This is a genomic window from Marinobacter sp. F3R11 (assembly GCF_003318275.1).
Taxonomy (GTDB): Bacteria; Pseudomonadota; Gammaproteobacteria; order Pseudomonadales; family Oleiphilaceae; genus Marinobacter.
On the sequence record NZ_QOCH01000014.1, the window covers coordinates 24,235 to 40,452 of the forward strand.

Annotated in this window: 13 protein-coding genes and 1 pseudogene; 13 read left to right on the forward strand and 1 reads right to left on the reverse strand. The window is 54.5% G+C overall.

From position 1 onward, the window contains the following. The 12 genes and pseudogenes from DS878_RS08145 (at nucleotide 1) to lpxC (ending at nucleotide 14,506) form a co-directional block, all read left to right on the forward strand. Nucleotides 1–1,485, forward strand: coding sequence for a UDP-N-acetylmuramoyl-L-alanyl-D-glutamate--2,6-diaminopimelate ligase (locus tag DS878_RS08145; RefSeq protein WP_113815491.1), 1,485 nt, complete (start codon nucleotides 1–3; stop codon nucleotides 1,483–1,485). Beyond that, nucleotides 1,482–2,873: a UDP-N-acetylmuramoyl-tripeptide--D-alanyl-D-alanine ligase gene (gene murF, locus DS878_RS08150; protein ID WP_113815492.1), complete on the forward strand. Its 1,392-nt coding sequence runs from the start codon at nucleotides 1,482–1,484 to the stop codon at nucleotides 2,871–2,873. The genes DS878_RS08145 and murF overlap by 4 nt, the downstream gene beginning before the upstream one ends. After that, nucleotides 2,858–3,943: a phospho-N-acetylmuramoyl-pentapeptide-transferase gene (gene mraY, locus DS878_RS08155; protein WP_113815493.1), complete on the forward strand. Its 1,086-nt coding sequence runs from the start codon at nucleotides 2,858–2,860 to the stop codon at nucleotides 3,941–3,943. The genes murF and mraY overlap by 16 nt, the downstream gene beginning before the upstream one ends. 15 nt (nucleotides 3,944–3,958) lie before the next feature. Beyond that, nucleotides 3,959–5,314 carry a UDP-N-acetylmuramoyl-L-alanine--D-glutamate ligase gene (gene murD, locus DS878_RS08160; protein ID WP_113815494.1) on the forward strand — a complete coding sequence of 452 codons (1,356 nt, stop codon included), beginning with the start codon at nucleotides 3,959–3,961 and terminating at the stop codon, nucleotides 5,312–5,314. Next, nucleotides 5,314–6,516, forward strand: coding sequence for a putative lipid II flippase FtsW (gene ftsW, locus DS878_RS08165; RefSeq protein ID WP_113815495.1), 1,203 nt, complete (start codon nucleotides 5,314–5,316; stop codon nucleotides 6,514–6,516). The genes murD and ftsW overlap by 1 nt, the downstream gene beginning before the upstream one ends. Beyond that, nucleotides 6,509–7,615 (forward strand): undecaprenyldiphospho-muramoylpentapeptide beta-N-acetylglucosaminyltransferase, encoded by a 1,107-nt coding sequence (gene murG, locus DS878_RS08170; RefSeq protein ID WP_113815496.1) that lies wholly within the window; start codon nucleotides 6,509–6,511, stop codon nucleotides 7,613–7,615. Before ftsW ends, murG begins: the two co-directional genes overlap by 8 nt. Then, complete coding sequence (murC, locus tag DS878_RS08175; protein ID WP_113815497.1) at nucleotides 7,608–9,056, forward strand: UDP-N-acetylmuramate--L-alanine ligase; 1,449 nt, start codon at nucleotides 7,608–7,610, stop codon at nucleotides 9,054–9,056. The genes murG and murC overlap by 8 nt, the downstream gene beginning before the upstream one ends. Then, nucleotides 9,049–10,023 carry a D-alanine--D-alanine ligase gene (locus tag DS878_RS08180; RefSeq protein WP_113815498.1) on the forward strand — a complete coding sequence of 325 codons (975 nt, stop codon included), beginning with the start codon at nucleotides 9,049–9,051 and terminating at the stop codon, nucleotides 10,021–10,023. Before murC ends, DS878_RS08180 begins: the two co-directional genes overlap by 8 nt. Further along, nucleotides 10,016–10,855, forward strand: a complete 840-nt coding sequence (locus DS878_RS08185) for a cell division protein FtsQ/DivIB (protein WP_113815499.1) — start codon at nucleotides 10,016–10,018, stop codon at nucleotides 10,853–10,855. Before DS878_RS08180 ends, DS878_RS08185 begins: the two co-directional genes overlap by 8 nt. Nucleotides 10,856–10,891: 36 nt before the next feature. Then, nucleotides 10,892–12,127: a cell division protein FtsA gene (gene ftsA, locus DS878_RS08190; protein ID WP_113815500.1), complete on the forward strand. Its 1,236-nt coding sequence runs from the start codon at nucleotides 10,892–10,894 to the stop codon at nucleotides 12,125–12,127. A 96-nt stretch (nucleotides 12,128–12,223) separates the two neighbouring features. Continuing rightward, nucleotides 12,224–13,265: pseudogene (gene ftsZ / locus DS878_RS08195) on the forward strand (cell division protein FtsZ); the annotation flags it as partial. Nucleotides 13,266–13,588: 323 nt separating this feature from the next. Further along, nucleotides 13,589–14,506 (forward strand): UDP-3-O-acyl-N-acetylglucosamine deacetylase, encoded by a 918-nt coding sequence (gene lpxC, locus DS878_RS08200; protein WP_113815540.1) that lies wholly within the window; start codon nucleotides 13,589–13,591, stop codon nucleotides 14,504–14,506. Between the two features lie 11 nt (nucleotides 14,507–14,517). On the opposite strand, the gene DS878_RS08205 is transcribed toward lpxC, so the two are convergent. Beyond that, nucleotides 14,518–14,964, reverse strand: a complete 447-nt coding sequence (locus DS878_RS08205; protein ID WP_113815502.1) for a DciA family protein — start codon at nucleotides 14,962–14,964, stop codon at nucleotides 14,518–14,520. A 212-nt stretch (nucleotides 14,965–15,176) separates the two neighbouring features. On the opposite strand from DS878_RS08205, the gene DS878_RS08210 reads away from it, so the two are divergent. Beyond that, complete coding sequence (locus tag DS878_RS08210) at nucleotides 15,177–16,130, forward strand: M23 family metallopeptidase (protein ID WP_113815503.1); 954 nt, start codon at nucleotides 15,177–15,179, stop codon at nucleotides 16,128–16,130. Nucleotides 16,131–16,218: the final 88 nt, after the last annotated feature.

Genomic DNA, 16,218 nt, shown 5'->3' on the forward strand with positions numbered 1-16,218 from the left:
ATGTGCATGACATCCCTCAGTACTTTGTTGCAGGGCATAGTTTATGTACCCGCAGTGTTCGACGTTACCATTCACGGCCTGCAAACCGATAGCCGCGAAGTCAGCTCCGGCGATGCATTTATTGCGTTGGCTGGCACGGAGACGCCGGCGGACTATTACGTGGAGAAGGCCATTGCCGCTGGTGCGACAGTGGTGCTTCTGGAATCCGATGAAGAAACCGAGTGTTCAGAGTTCCATGGAGCGCTGGTTGTGCCGGTTGCCGGCCTCAGGCAGTCGACGGGCAAGATTGCCGCCCGGTTTTACGAGCATCCTTCCCGCCGGCTTCGGTTAATAGGTGTTACCGGCACTAACGGAAAAACCTCAGTAAGTCATTACGTTGCTCAGCTATTAAGCCAGGCGGGAACGCCGTGTGGTGTTCTGGGGACATTGGGTTATGGCATGCCAGGAGCACTGAAGAAAACAACCCATACTACGCCAGATGTTGTTCAGATAAACCGGGCGTTGTCGGGGCTCATTGCTAAGGGCGCTCGCGCAGCAGTGATGGAGGTTTCTTCTCACGGATTGGATCAGGGGCGGGTGGACGGCCTGACAATAACCGCTGCAATCTTTACCAATCTGACACGGGATCATCTCGACTATCACGGTTCCATGGACGCCTATGGAGCAACTAAAGCCCGCCTGTTCGAACGCGAGGATGTGCACTTCTCGGTGATCAACTTTGATGACCCTTTTGGGCGCCAGTTGTACGAAAAACTCGAAGGCAAATGTGATCGCGTTCGTTATAGCCTGCATGAATCAGAGACAGAGCTTTGGCTGAAGGAGTTTCACCCCACTGATGATGGCTTTGAAGCCGTAGTCGATGGTGAGTGGGGACCGTTCAAACTCTCTGCGCCTTTGATGGGCAGCTTTAACGCCAGCAATGTGCTTGCCGCAGCTGCAACAGTTATGACGTTGGGGGTGTCTGTGGAGCAATTGCAGCAGGCAGTGAGCCAGCTTGTTCCTCCGCCCGGCCGTCTTGAACGTTTTAGCAGTCCGGACGGTGTCCGTGCTGTTGTGGATTACGCCCACACCCCGGACGCCCTGGCAAATACTTTAGCCGCCTTGAGATCACATGTGGCTGGCAGGCTGATTTGTGTATTCGGTTGTGGTGGAGACCGGGACAGCGGAAAGCGCCCGGAAATGGCAAGGGAAGCGGAAAAGTGTGCAGATGTCATCGTCGTAACGGATGACAACCCGCGTACAGAAAGCCCGGAACGCATCGTGCAGGATATTCTGCAGGGGTTCGCTGGCCCGGAATCTGTAAAGGTTATTCATGATCGGGCGGAGGCTATTCGTTTCGCACTCAATATGGCTCAACCTGAAGATCTCGTACTTATAGCCGGTAAGGGGCATGAATCCTGGCAGGAAGTTGCCGGGCAAAAGTTGCCATTCAGCGATGTCGACCAGGTACGTCAGTTTTTTAGGCTTGAAGGGGGTGTCGCATGATGCGCGCATTCTCCCTGATTGATGCCGTTCGGTTCACCGGAGCCACCTGTTCATCTGATGACTTGAGCGGTGTGCAATTCACTGGTGTGTCCACAGATTCGCGCGCTTTGAAGTCCGGTGATCTGTTTGTTGCTCTCCGTGGTGAAAATTTTGATGGCCACAGGTTTTTATCGGCTGCAAAGCAGCTCGGGGCCTGCGCTGCAGTGGTTGACACTCCTGATAGCAATCTGGATCTGCCTCAGTTGATTGTGGGTGGCACTGTTGAGGCATTGGCAGCTATAGCCGCCGGCAACCGTGGCGAAAGCAGCGCGAAATTGATTGCAGTCACTGGCAGTAGCGGTAAAACCACCGTTAAAGAGCTGAGTGCCGCCATTCTTGGTCGGATGGGCGACACCCTGGCAACTCGCGGCAACCTGAACAATCACATTGGTGTTCCTTTAACCCTGTTAGGGCTGGAGCCTGCGCACAGGTTCGGCGTTATCGAGATGGGAGCCAGTGGGCCGGGTGAAATCGCACATGCCGTAGCCATCACACGGCCGCAGGTGGTGATTGTCACAAACGCGGGTCAGGCACATCTTGAAGGTTTTGGCAGTTACGAAAATATTGTGCGAGCCAAAGGCGAAATTATTGAAGGTGTTACCGACGGCGGCCTGGTGGTGCTGAACCGTGATGATCCAGCATTTGATCAATGGCATGCACGTGCGGGTTCGCGGCGGGTCGTAAGTGTCAGCTGCTGCGGCCATACCGAAGCAGACTACAGCACCCTCATACCGACGCAGCAGAGCCATAAGCCGGAGATCGTCGTATCCGGTCCTGACGGCTGGTCTTGTTCACTTGTTCTGCCTTTGGAAGGCGACCACAACATAACCAATGCTTTGCTTGCTATTGCGGCAACGCGTGAGTTGGGTGCTGCGGATACGGCCATCATCGAAGGCCTGGCCGGGATGCAGCCAGTTCGCGGGCGATTGCAGGTTATCAGCCTGCCGGGGGAGTTGTCGGTTATTGATGACAGTTACAACGCTAATCCGGCTTCCATGAAAGCGGCACTGCGAGTCCTCGCTAATCGGGGCGGCAAGCGCATTGCCATTTTGGGCGCCATGGGCGAACTCGGGCCAACCGCCCGTGAATTGCATCGTGAAGTCGGAGCTTTTGCTGCCGAAGTCGGAATTGATCGTCTGCTGACAGTCGGGGCCGGCTGCGACGGCTACGCCGAGGGGTTTGGTGAAGCGAGCGAAATGTATCAGACACACGAAGAGGCCGCGCAGACCATCGTTCGCACAAATGAGCGGCCCATGAGTGTGCTGGTGAAGGGGTCCAGAAGTTCCGCCATGGATATCGTGGTGGAGGAGATCAAAAACAAGGTGAATAGCGCATGCTGCTCTGGCTGACAGGGGTTTTATCAGAATATTTTTCGGCACTGACAGTGTTTCAGTATCTGACCCTGCGTGGGATTCTGGGGATATTGACCGCGTTGTTGATCTCGCTGTTTATCGGCCCGCTGATGATCCGTAAGTTGAGTCAGTATCAGATTGGTCAGGCGATTCGGGATGACGGCCCACAGACACACCTCAGCAAGGCAGGCACCCCGACCATGGGCGGCGCCCTGATTTTGGTTGCAATTGGCATCAGCACACTGCTGTGGGCTGACCTGTCGAACCGTTATGTCTGGGTTACCCTGCTGGTCACCTTGCTGTTTGGTGCAGTTGGCTGGGTTGACGATTACCGCAAAGTTGTCGAGCGCAACCCCAGGGGGTTGCCTGCGCGCTGGAAGTATTTCTGGCAGTCGCTTATTGGTGCTGCTGCGGCCATAGTGCTCTTTTTCAGTTCCGCATTACCCCAGGAAACGTCGTTATACCTACCGTTTGTTAAAAACGTATCACTGACTCTGGGGCCAGTGCTCTTTATTCTGCTGACGTATTTTGTGATCGTTGGCAGCAGCAACGCGGTGAATCTGACGGACGGCCTGGACGGTCTGGCAATCATGCCTACGGTGATGGTCGCCGGTGCTCTTGGCATCTTCGCATACGTTTCCGGCAACGTTCAGTTCGCAAATTACCTGTTGATTCCATACCTGCCGGGAACCGGCGAACTCATTGTGTTTTGTGGGGCATTGGTTGGCGCCGGGCTAGGTTTTCTCTGGTTTAACACCTATCCCGCTCAGGTGTTCATGGGCGATGTTGGCGCGCTTGCCCTGGGTGCAGCTCTGGGTGTTGTCGCCGTGATTGTGCGACAGGAAATTATTCTTTTCATCATGGGCGGGGTGTTTGTGATGGAGACCGTATCTGTGATTTTGCAGGTGGCTTCGTTCCGCCTCACCGGGCGCCGGATTTTCCGGATGGCGCCATTGCATCACCATTTTGAACTCAAAGGCTGGCCAGAACCACGTGTCATTGTGCGTTTCTGGGTGATAACCGTGGTTCTAGTTCTGATTGGCCTGGCCAGTCTGAAGATACGTTAGGAAACCGGATCGATTATGAGTGTCATCACGTCAGACCGTCGCACACTGGTAGTAGGACTCGGTAAAACCGGGCTCTCCTGCGTGCGCTATCTGTCTGCACAGGGTCGGGAAATTGCAGTGGCTGACAGCCGCGGAGCACCCCCGGGCCTGGATGAGCTGCGTGCCGGGTGGCCTGATACCCCTGTATTCCTGGGGCCGTTTGATAAAGAACTGTTTGCGGGCTTTAACGAGCTGATCGTAAGCCCGGGTATCAGTATCGCTGACCCTGCCATTGCCTACGCTGCCGAAAAGGGTGTCCGTATCCGGGGCGATATTGATTTGTTTGCCGAAGCAGCCGATGCCCCTGTTCTGGCCATAACAGGTTCGAATGGCAAGACCACCGTCACTACGTTAGTAGGTGAGATGGCTAAGGCAGCTGGTCGCCGGGTTGAGGTTGGCGGAAACATCGGAACTCCGGCACTGGATCTTCTGGGCCGCGGCGCCGATCTGTATGTACTTGAACTCTCCAGCTTTCAGCTGGAAACCACTGCGGAACTGAATGCTCTGGCGGCGACAATACTGAATGTCAGTGATGATCATCTCGACCGCTACCCGGACAAGATGGCGTATTTTCAGGCCAAGCAAAGAATTTTTCGTGGGTGCAAGAACGCGATCGTCAATCTGGACGATGCACTCAGCACACCCATGGCGCGAGATAACCTTCGGTTTATCTGCTTTGGTTTTCATCGCGTTAATCCCGAGACCTTCAGCACCCGGGAAGATGATCAGGGCCTTTGGCTGACGTTCGGATTCGATAGCATTCTGAATTCCAATGAGCTTCAGCTGATGGGGCGGCACAATCTCAGTAACGTGATGGCAGCACTGGCCTTAGGTCATGCGGCCGGGCTTCCTCTGGAAGTCATGCTTGATGTTGCCCGGCATTTCAGTGGTTTGCCTCACCGTTGTGAGTTCATTCGCCGGCTTTCTGGTGTTGATTACATTAATGACTCCAAGGGCACAAATGTCGGAGCTACAGTCGCAGCCATAAAAAGCCTGGTTCCTGAAGGTGACGGAAAAATGGTTTTGATTACCGGGGGCGATGGCAAAGGCGCTGAGTTCGACGACCTGGCAGAGCCGGTCAGAACCTGTTGCCGGGCCGTCGTACTGATCGGGCGTGATGCCGGTCGTATTGCTTCGGTTCTGGACGCCGGCCTTCCGGTTTATCGCGCAGAAACTCTGGCAGAGGCCGTGGAAAAATCCTCGGAGCTTGCTCAGGAAGGCGATCGGGTTCTGTTTTCCCCCGCTTGCGCGAGCTTTGATATGTTCCGGGATTATATTGATCGTGGTGATCAGTTTCGGGCTTTGGTCCAGTCTCTAGGGGAGGTGCTGTGATGGAAGCAGGACTGTCAGTTGCCGCCCCGCGGACACAATGGCTTGGTGAAATCCAGCCGCTTTCAACCCTGATTCTGAGCTCGGTGGCTCTGTTGATCGTAGGGGTTGTGATGATTTCTTCAGCCTCCATGGATATGGCGCTGGAAACGATGGGTAACAGTTACCACTACGTGATCCGTCAGCTTATGTTTGCTGCCATGGGCTGTATGCTCGCGCTGGTTGCAGTCAATGTGCCAGTGGCCTGGTGGGAGCGCAGTGGCTGGTTACTGCTTGGAATCGGGCTGCTGGTCCTGATGCTGGTACTTACACCCCTGGGTCGTACGGTGAACGGTTCAACGCGCTGGATTCCGTTTGGCTTGTTTAATGTACAGGTTTCGGAAGTCGCCAAACTGTGCCTGATTGCCTATCTGGCGGGATATGTTGTTCGTCGGCGCGATGAGCTGCTGAATACCTGGCCGGGTTTTCTGAAGCCCCTGGTGGTTTTGGGTGTGGCATCTGCACTGCTGGTTATTCAGCCTGACTTCGGCGCCACAGTTGTTTTGGTTACCGCGGCAGCGGGAATGATTTTCCTGAGCGGTGTGCGCCTAAGCCGGTTTGTCCCGCTTATCGCGACTCTGGTGGTTATCGGTGTCGTTTTGATACTGACCCAACCCTATCGCCTGAAACGCGTGGTGAGTTATCTCGATCCCTGGAAGGATCAGTTTGATACGGGCTATCAGCTGACTCAGTCGCTGATTGCTTTCGGGCGCGGTGAGTGGAGTGGTGTTGGCCTGGGTAATTCGATACAGAAACTGTTCTTTTTGCCGGAAGCGCACACCGACTTTATTTTCGCAATAATCGCTGAAGAGTTCGGCTTGTTAGGTTCTCTGCTCGTGTTGGGACTGTTTGCGGTGCTTGTGGTGACAGGTTTTGTTATAGCCCGCCGTGCCGAGAAGGCTGCTATGCCATTTGGAGCCTGCTTCGCTTATGGCATTACTCTGCTGATTGGCCTTCAGGCAGGGATCAATATGGCGGTCAGTACCGGATTGTTGCCAACCAAGGGCCTTACATTGCCTTTGGTGAGTTATGGCGGCTCCAGTTTGATGATCAGCTGTGTCTGTATCGGGATTCTGGCCAGGGTTGAAATGGAGCGCCTGGATAAGGAAAAGCAGGCCGCCGCTAAAGTTGGCAGCCGCAAGCGGGGAGGGGCGCGTTATGAGTGAATCGCGCCGGTTTCTGATGATGGCCGGGGGCACTGGAGGTCATGTGTTTCCAGCACTCGCCACTGCCCGGGCTCTTGAGGCCCGGGGGCACGAAGTGCATTGGCTGGGTGCTGTCGGGGGCATGGAAGAGCGGTTGATCGACGGCTCAGGTATTCCGCTGTCGTTGATTCATATTTCCGGGCTCCGGGGCAAAGGCAAACTGGCTCTGGCCATGGCACCGTTTCGTTTGATGCGTGCCCTGGGTGAAGCCTTCACCATCATGCGCCGGATACGCCCTGATTGCGTAGTCGGTATGGGCGGGTTTGTGACCGGCCCGGGCGGTGTTGCCGCATATCTCACGCGAACGCCACTGGTTATTCACGAACAGAACGCCATCGCCGGGATGACCAACCGCATTCTTGTACGGTTTGCGAAAACGGTACTGGAAGCTTTTCCCGGCAGTTTTGGGGCTGATGTGATTACCCGTTGTACCGGCAACCCCGTGCGGGAAGACCTGACGACTTTACCTGCTCCGGAACAGAGACTGGCCGGACGTTTGTCTGGCCCTGACGAACAATCCAGTCCCCTGCGACTGCTGGTGATTGGTGGCAGTCTCGGTGCTCAGGTGTTCAATCAGCAGTTGCCGGAAGCACTGGCCATGCTGCCTGAAACGGAGAGGCCGGAGGTTCGTCACCAGTGTGGTGAAAAACATCTGGAAGCTGCGCGTACTTCATATGAGCAGCACGGAGTTGAGGCTGAGGTTGAACCTTTCATTAAAGATATGGCGGAAGCATATAGCTGGGCCGATGTTGTGTTATGTCGTGCAGGTGCCTTGACGGTATCTGAGCTGTGTGCTGCTGGTGTTGGTGCTGTGCTGGTGCCATTCCCCCACGCGGTGGATGATCACCAGACGAAAAATGGCCAGCAAATGGTAAACGCCCGGGCGGCGGTACTCATACCACAATCCCAGCTCACGCCAGCGGTATTGGCTGAGACTCTGGGTGATCTCGCGGGGAACCGCGCCCGGATCATGGATATGGCAACGGCTGCGCGCACGCTGGCTCGTCCTGACGCAACGGAGAGAGTCGTGAATTACTGTCTGGAGGCCGCTAATGGCTGATATAACCGATCCGCCACTCGTTTTTCAGGTGCCGGAAATGCGCCGGATTCACCGCATCCACTTTGTCGGCATAGGTGGAGCCGGCATGAGTGGTATTGCGGAAGTGCTGAAAAACCAGGGGTATGAGATCTCCGGTTCAGACCTGAAAGAAGGTGTGGTTACGGCTCGCCTCAGGGCCATGGGCATTGAAGTTCAGATAGGTCACCGGGAAGAAAACAGCGCCAGGGCTGACGTGGTTGTTGTGTCTTCGGCTGTAGGCTCCGATAACCCGGAAGTGGTTTCGGCGCGTAGTCGGCGGGTTCCGATTGTGCCCCGTGCAGAGATGCTGGCAGAAATCATGCGTTACCGTCATGGGATTGCCGTGGCCGGAACTCACGGAAAGACCACCACCACCAGCCTGATTGCATCGGTGTTTGGTGAGGCAGGGCTTGATCCAACGTTTGTTATCGGAGGCAAGCTGAACAGCGCGGGCACCAATGCCAAGCTCGGTGGTTCCCGCTATCTGGTGGCAGAGGCAGATGAGAGCGATGCGTCTTTCCTGCACCTGACGCCGGTTATTTCTGTGGTCACGAATATCGAAGCCGATCATATGGATACATACGACGGCGATGTTGAAAAGCTCAAACGGACTTTTGTGGACTTTCTCCACAACCTGCCGTTCTACGGCGTTGCGGTGATGTGTGCGGATGATGACTATGTTCAGGAAATAATCCCGAGAATATCCCGCGCGATCATTACTTACGGCATCAGTAATCCGGATGCAGATTACCGCGCAGAAAATATCGTAACAGATGGTCTGAAAACCCATTTTCTGGTGAAACGCCCCGGTGGGCGCAGTGATCTGACAGTAGAACTGAAAATGCCCGGGCGCCATAACGTGCTGAATGCGCTTGCGGTGATTGCCGTCGCAACCGACGAAGGTCTTGCGGATGAAGCCATCTGCAGGGGGCTGGCAGCTTTTGCCGGCGTTGGTCGTCGTTTCCAGGTGAATGGAGATTATAAAACCTCCCGGGGTGGCACGGTTACCTTGGTGGACGACTATGGGCATCACCCAACTGAAGTTGAAGCAGTTATTCGCGCCGCCCACGATGCCTGGCCGGGACGCAGGCTGGTGATGTTGTATCAGCCCCACCGGTTTACCCGGACCCGTGACCTGTACGAAGACTTCGTAAGGGTTCTGTCGGAAGTTGATGGCCTGTTGCTGATGGATGTCTACTCCGCTGGAGAGTCAGCCATTCCTGGTGCGGATGGTCGAGCCCTGTGCCGAAGTATCCGGCAGCGCGGCAAAGTGGAGCCTGTATTCGTAGAGGACAACCGGGAAATCGAGAGCTTGCTGGACAGTGTACTCCAGGACGGTGACCTCCTTATTACACAGGGTGCAGGCGACATTGGTGGCGTAGCGATTCGGTTAGCAGAAGCAGGAGTACTTGCAGGTGAGTGATCTACAGCATCCCGGAATACCAGCGTATCAGGCCGAGCCGGACGTGGTTCGGGCGTTGGGGCGTGTGGCTGTGTTTATGGGTGGAAACTCTGCAGAGCGCGAAGTTTCTCTGAAGAGTGGCAAGGCTGTTCTTGCAGCTCTGGTCTCTGCGGGTGTGGATGCCTTTGCTTTGGATGTTCAGGGCTGCCTGCTGAAGACAGTTGAGAACCCGGAGTTTGATCGGGTTTTCATCGCCCTGCACGGACGCGGAGGAGAAGACGGAACACTGCAGGCCATTCTGGGGCAGGCTGGTATCCCTTACACAGGTAGTGAAGTGATGGCCTCCGCTTTGGCGATGGACAAGTTGCGGACCAAATACGTATTTGCCGGTTGTGGCCTGCCAACACCGAAATTCAGAACCATGTCAGCTGCAGATGAGGCGGAGCGAATTGTTCAGGAATTGCGTGCCCCATTGAGTGTGAAGCCTTCTCACGAAGGCTCCAGCATCGGGATCCGCAAAGTGAATACTGCCGCTGAATTGGCGCAGGCCTATGAGGCTGCCGCTGCGCTCGACAATCTGGTGTTTGTTGAGGAGTGGATTGAAGGGCCGGAGTTTACAGTGAGCCTGCTGCAGGACAGCGCGCTTCCGGCCATTGGCCTGAGCACAGATCATGTGTTCTACGACTATGACGCTAAGTATCTGGCGGATGACACCCGCTACAGAATCCCCTGCGGCCTGTCACCTGAGGATGAAGTCAGGTTGCAGAATCTTGCCCTGGAAGCATTCCGGGTCGTGGGCTGCCGAACCTGGGGGCGGGTGGACATCATGCAGGATAAAGATGGTGAATTCTGGCTGCTGGAAGTCAATACGGTGCCGGGCATGACTGATCACAGCCTTGTGCCTATGTCTGCCAGGGCCGCTGGAATCAGCTTTGAAGAGCTGGTCGTACGGATTCTTCTCGACACCCTGGAGGATGCCAATGCTTGAAACACTGCTGATCCGGAGCCGGGCGATTCCGTCCGACCCTCCCCGGCGCCGGGGAGCAACTTCCCTGGGACCGGAGAAGGACCGGTTTGGAGTGTTAAAAGCCGTGCTGGCAGCTGTGCCCTGGCTGCAGGCCAGTATAGGAGTTGTCGTATTGCTGTTAGCGGGTTTGGTGCCCTGGGGTACGGGGAAGGTTCTGGGTGCCATGGATCAGCAGTTTATGGCTGTTGATGTGAAAGGAGACTTTCTGGGCGACAGCCGCGTTGCTATTGAGCGTCAGGCAGGGAACTGGATCGGCAAAAGCTATTTCTCCACAGATCTTTCAGAAATCAAGGCTGATCTCGAGAAGCGGCCATGGATTGAAACCGTAGCCGTTCGCCGGGTTTGGCCAGATCGCCTGGAAATCGACATCAGAGAAAAGAAGCCACTGGCTTACTGGACAGACGGTCGTCTGGTTAGTCGCACCGGTGAGTTGTTCCGGCCGCCAAATCCAGAGGTGGCAGGGCGCCTGCCACAGCTTGCAGGGCCCGACGAGCGGGTGCGTGACGTGATCAGCATGGCCAGGAAAATGAGTGACAAGCTGGTGGGGCATGGCCTGGGTTTCTCAGGGCTGTCGCTGGAGCGACGAGGGGCCTGGACGCTGCGTCTCTCGAATGGCATTGAAGTGGTACTTGGCCGGGATCAGGTAGCCAAGCGTTTTGAGCGTTTTATTACAGTGTATGAAAACCGGCTGGTATCACGGTCGGATGAAGTCAGCCGGGTAGATGCCCGCTACACAAACGGTGTCGCGGTTCAATGGAAGCAAGCCCAGGCTGCTTCCGGCCCGAAAACATAGAAACAGTAAATTCAGACCTACGGTTTGGTGGAACACATGTCATCGGTTGAAACGGAAAACATGATTGTCGGCCTCGATATCGGAACCTCGAAAGTGGTTGCGATCGTCGGCAAACGCAAGATGGACGGAACCATTGAGGTTGTGGGTATAGGCTCACATCCTTCGCGGGGGCTGAAGCGGGGCGTTGTGGTCAATATCGAAACCACGGTTCAGGCGATCCAGCGGGCTGTCGAGGAAGCCGAGCTGATGGCAGGTTGCCGCATTCATTCAGTGTATGCGGGGATTGCAGGCAGCCACATCAAGAGTCTCAATTCCCATGGGATTGTTGCTATCCGGGACCGGGAAGTAACCCAGGCGGATATTGACAGGGTCATCGATGCGGCCCAGGCCGTTGCCATCCCGGCAGATCAGAAGATTCTGCACATTCTTCCGCAGGAATTTGTGATCGATAGCCAGGAGGGCATCAAAGAGCCCATGGGCATGTCCGGGGTACGCCTTGAAGCAAAGGTGCATCTGGTGACCTGTGCCGTCAACGCTGCACAGAATATTGAAAAATGTATCCGTCGCTGCGGTCTTGAAGCTGATGACATCATTCTGGAGCAACTGGCTTCCAGCCACGCGATTCTCACAGAGGACGAGAAGGAGCTCGGTGTCTGCGTGGTGGATATAGGCGGCGGTACCACGGATATCGCTGTGTTTACCGGTGGCGCTATCCGTCACACCGCGGTCATTCCTATTGCAGGTGACCAGGTTACGAACGACATCGCAATGGCTCTTCGCACACCTACGCAGAATGCGGAAGAGATCAAGATCAAATACGCCTGTGCTTTGACGCAACTGGCCGGCGCAGATGAAACCATCAAGGTGCCCAGCGTTGGTGACCGTGCACCTCGCGATCTTTCGCGTCAGGCGCTGGCGGAGGTAGTTGAACCACGGTACGAGGAGCTGTTTACCCTCGTGCAATCCGAACTTCGTCGTTCCGGATTTGAAGATCTGATTCCGGCCGGCATCGTGATAACGGGTGGCTCTTCAACCATGGAAGGTGTGGTGGAGCTCGCGGAAGAAATCTTCCACATGCCGGTACGGCTTGCGTGTCCGCACGCAGTCTCCGGCATGACAGAAGTTGTTAATAACCCCATCTACGCCACTGGCGTCGGGTTATTGATTCATGGTTTCCGGCAGATGGACCTTGGCCGGGCACCGGTGCTCAAGGGTGAAGATGCACCCACGCTGTTTGAGCGCATGAAAGCCTGGTTTACCGGTCATTTCTGACGGTTAAGGGCAAGTAAAAAACGAAGGTATCTCGAAAATACACTCTTGAATTAACAGCCTGGAACAAGGCTGAAAACAGCACGAAGGAGAAGGGGAATGTTTGAACTTGTCGATAATGTCCAACAAAACGCGGTCATTAAGGTAGTTGGTGTTGGCGGTGGCGGCGGTAACGCAGTGCGTCATATGCTCAACAGCGACATCGAAGGCGTTGAGTTCATCTGTGCCAACACAGATGCTCAGGCGCTGACCGATATGGATGCGCGCCAGATTATCCAGCTGGGCGGTAACATCACTAAAGGATTGGGCGCTGGAGCCAATCCCGAAGTGGGCCGGCAGTCGGCTCTGGAAGATCGCGATCGTATTGCTGAATCCATTAAAGGCGCGGATATGGTGTTCATCACCGCAGGCATGGGTGGCGGTACTGGTACGGGTGCAGCCCCGGTAGTTGCAGAAGTTGCACGGGAGCTGGGCATACTGACTGTCGCCGTGGTGACCAAACCTTTCAATTTTGAAGGTGGCAAGCGGATGAGCATTGCGGAATCTGGGCTCAAGGAGCTGGAAGAGAGTGTTGACTCTCTGATTACGATTCCAAATGAAAAGCTGCTCGCAGTTCTGGGCAAAAAGACCAGTCTTCTGGACGCTTTTGCAGCAGCAAACGACGTTCTGCTCGGAGCGGTTCAGGGTATTGCTGATCTGATCACCCGCAACGGTATGATCAACGTCGACTTTGCCGACGTGAAAACGGTCATGTCTGAAATGGGTATGGCCATGATGGGTACTGCCCGCGCCACAGGCGAGAACCGTGCGCGAGAAGCTGCTGAAGCGGCTATCCGCAGCCCACTGCTGGAAGATGTAAACCTGCAGGGAGCCAAAGGGATTCTGGTCAACATCACCGCCGGTATGGATCTGAACCTGGGCGAATTCTCCGAGGTTGGCGATATTGTGCGTGAGTTTGCATCTGACTCTGCAACGGTTGTTGTTGGTACCGTCATCGATCCGGAAATGACCGACGAACTGAAGGTGACTGTTGTTGCCACAGGGCTGGGCGGTGATCGTGAAAAGCCGACCAAAGTGGTCGATAACACACGTACTCTGGATGGAAAAACTGACTACAACCAGCTTGATCGCCCGGCAATCCTGCGTCGTCGTGCGGTTTCACACGGCAATGTGGCGGTTGATCAGAGTAAAGAAAGTGAAGAGCAGGGAGTCGACTATCTCGATATTCCCGCATTCCTTCGCAGGCAGGCAGACTGATAATATGTTGCAAATATCATCCGGTGTGGGTAGGTACCTCTAAACCTGAACTACCAAGCCGGATACTGCAGCGCTGAAAACCTATGGCTGTTATTGCATGAATTTCAGGCAATAGAAGGTTGGGCAAATGGTAATCAGTCGTATATTTTGATATTCTGCGCCCAGATTTTTGCTTTGAATATCGCCATTTTACGGAATAACGAACCGATGATCAGACAACGGACACTAAAAAACACGATCCGTGCTACCGGGATCGGGCTCCATTCAGGGGAAAAGGTTTACCTCACCCTGAAGCCTGCTCCGGTAGATTCGGGAATCATTTTCCGGCGTACAGATCTTGACCCTGCGGTTGAAATCCTTGCATGTGCCGAAAATGTGGGTGAGACCATGCTGTCCACGACGCTGGTAAAAGACGGTGTCCGTGTGGCGACAATTGAGCATTTGCTGTCAGCCATGGCTGGTCTCGGTATCGACAACTGCTATGTTGAGCTGAGCGCTCCGGAAGTGCCGATCATGGACGGCTCTGCCGGCCCGTTTGTCTTTTTGCTGCAGTCTGCCGGTATAGCTGAGCAGGAAGCGGCAAAGCGCTTCATTCGCATCAAGCGGGAAGTGACCCTCGAAGAAGGCGACAAGAAAGCAACTTTCCTGCCGTTTGAAGGCTTCAAGGTGAGCTTTGGTATCGACTTTGACCACCCTGTGTTCAAAGGCCGTGCCCAGACCGCGACTGTTGATTTTTCCAGTACGTCTTTCGTGAAAGAGGTCAGTCGCGCACGAACTTTCGGGTTTATGCGTGATATCGAAAAGTTGCGTGCGATGAATCTTGCATTGGGCGGCAGTGTTGACAACGCCATTGTGGTCGACGATTACAAGATTCTGAACGAAGATGGTCTTCGTTATGAAGATGAATTCGTCAAGCACAAAGTACTGGATGCGATCGGGGATCTGTACCTTTTGGGCAACAGTCTGATCGGGGAGTTCCGTGGCATCAAGTCCGGTCACGACCTGAACAATAAGCTACTGCGCAAGCTCAAGGCGGAAGAGGATGCATGGGAAGTGGTTACCTTCGTTAACGAAGAAACCGCGCCTATCTCCTACATGAAACCTGTGCTGGCGGTGCCGGCTTAAGGCGGGATGCCTTAATCGCGGACGTGGCTTGCGAGTTTTTCGAGAACCTCGCGTAGTTTTTGATCCTTCGTGTGCCCGGCTTCCTCTTTGAGGAGCCGGGCATTTTCTTTGCTCAAAGGAATTTTTTTCGCCGGCGGCTTTTCGTTAAACCGTGGTGGTGCCACTTTTACCTTTAGCTTCCATACAAAACGGAACAATTCGTTCTCGCGCAGCTTTTCCATGATTTCATGCTGACGAAAGCGAATCTGACTGGCCTTTCCCGCACTCTCTGCTGATAGCGTCAATTCTCCATCAAGGCAAGAGACAAACCGGGTGCCCGCAACCAAGGCTGGCGGTAAAGACGCCAAAACCTGCTCTTCTGCCTGACGGTGTGCGTGGGCCTTTGCCACGAGTTCGCGTAAAACAGGGGCTCCTCGCAGACTATCAAAGGTTATTTTTTGTTCACTTTTCCTTTTCATCGGGTGTTTTCTTCTCGACGGCCGTGATAACGATTGGTTACACTTCTGTACGTTTTTCGCGTGGTGCCTGTACTGCTCTTGTTTTACCTTGTAGTGAAAGAGTATGTCTACCGGGCGCTGCGATTTGTCAGTACGTAGTTGTTGCTAAGGATGGCAGACCCACTCTGAACACTCCAGGCTGCAATACTACAGGATGCGGTTGCAGCTCATCGATGAAACCAGAAGACAATATGAATATCATTTTTGTTGGCAAGCGCCACGAAGCTTCCCGCGTGCTTTCTCTGAACGGCACCGTTGCTTTTGTTCTGGCAGTCTTTGTAGCCGCACTACTAATCGCCACAGCCTGGGGCGGATACAGCATCGCTGTTAGCCAGGTAGAAGCCAGGGAACCTTCTGAATCTGAGCTCGTCGCTGAGTGGAAACGGAAACTTGACGAGCAGAAAGAAGAGCTTGCCGTACTGCAGCAGAATGTACAATATCAGGTGGATGCACTGACGCTGAGACTCGGTGAAATTCAGGGCAGATTACTGCGCCTTGATGCCTTGGGTCAGCGATTCGTGGAATCTGGTCTGGTTGCGAGCGATGAATTCGATTTCAATGAGCCGGCTGCTGTGGGTGGTCCGGAGGATTCCCTTTCAGCTGATTCTTTTGCTGCACCCGATCTGACCCGGATGATCGATGAGCTTGAGCGAAAGATGCAGGATCGTGAGCAACAGCTGCGGCTTCTGGATCAGGTTTCTTCGCGTCAGAAGCTGGAGGATGAGCTTTATCTGGAAGGTCGACCCATCACCTGGGGCTGGTTATCCTCTCCTTATGGATATAGATCTGATCCGTTTACCGGGAAACGTACCTGGCATGGAGGTGTCGATCTGGCGGGTAAAGAAGGTAGTGATATTATATCTGTAGCTGGTGGCGTTGTATCATACGCGGATGAGCGCCATGGTTATGGTAATCTGGTAGAAGTTGATCACGGCGATGGTCTGGTGACCCGCTATGCTCACTGCAAAACGATCAAGGTGAGTGTGGGGGACGTTATCCAGAAAGGACAAGTGCTGGCTTTAATGGGAAGCACCGGTCGATCTACAGGTCCCCATGTCCATTTTGAAGTAATTCGTAATGGAAAAAGTGAGAATCCGGAAACCTATATTAAAAGAGCCAGTCGTTAGAATTTCAGGCTTCACCTGACGTTCTTCTTGTTCCCGCCCGCTCATCACGTTCGTTAGCCTCCGGTATTTGGCATTGGATAGCCACCTT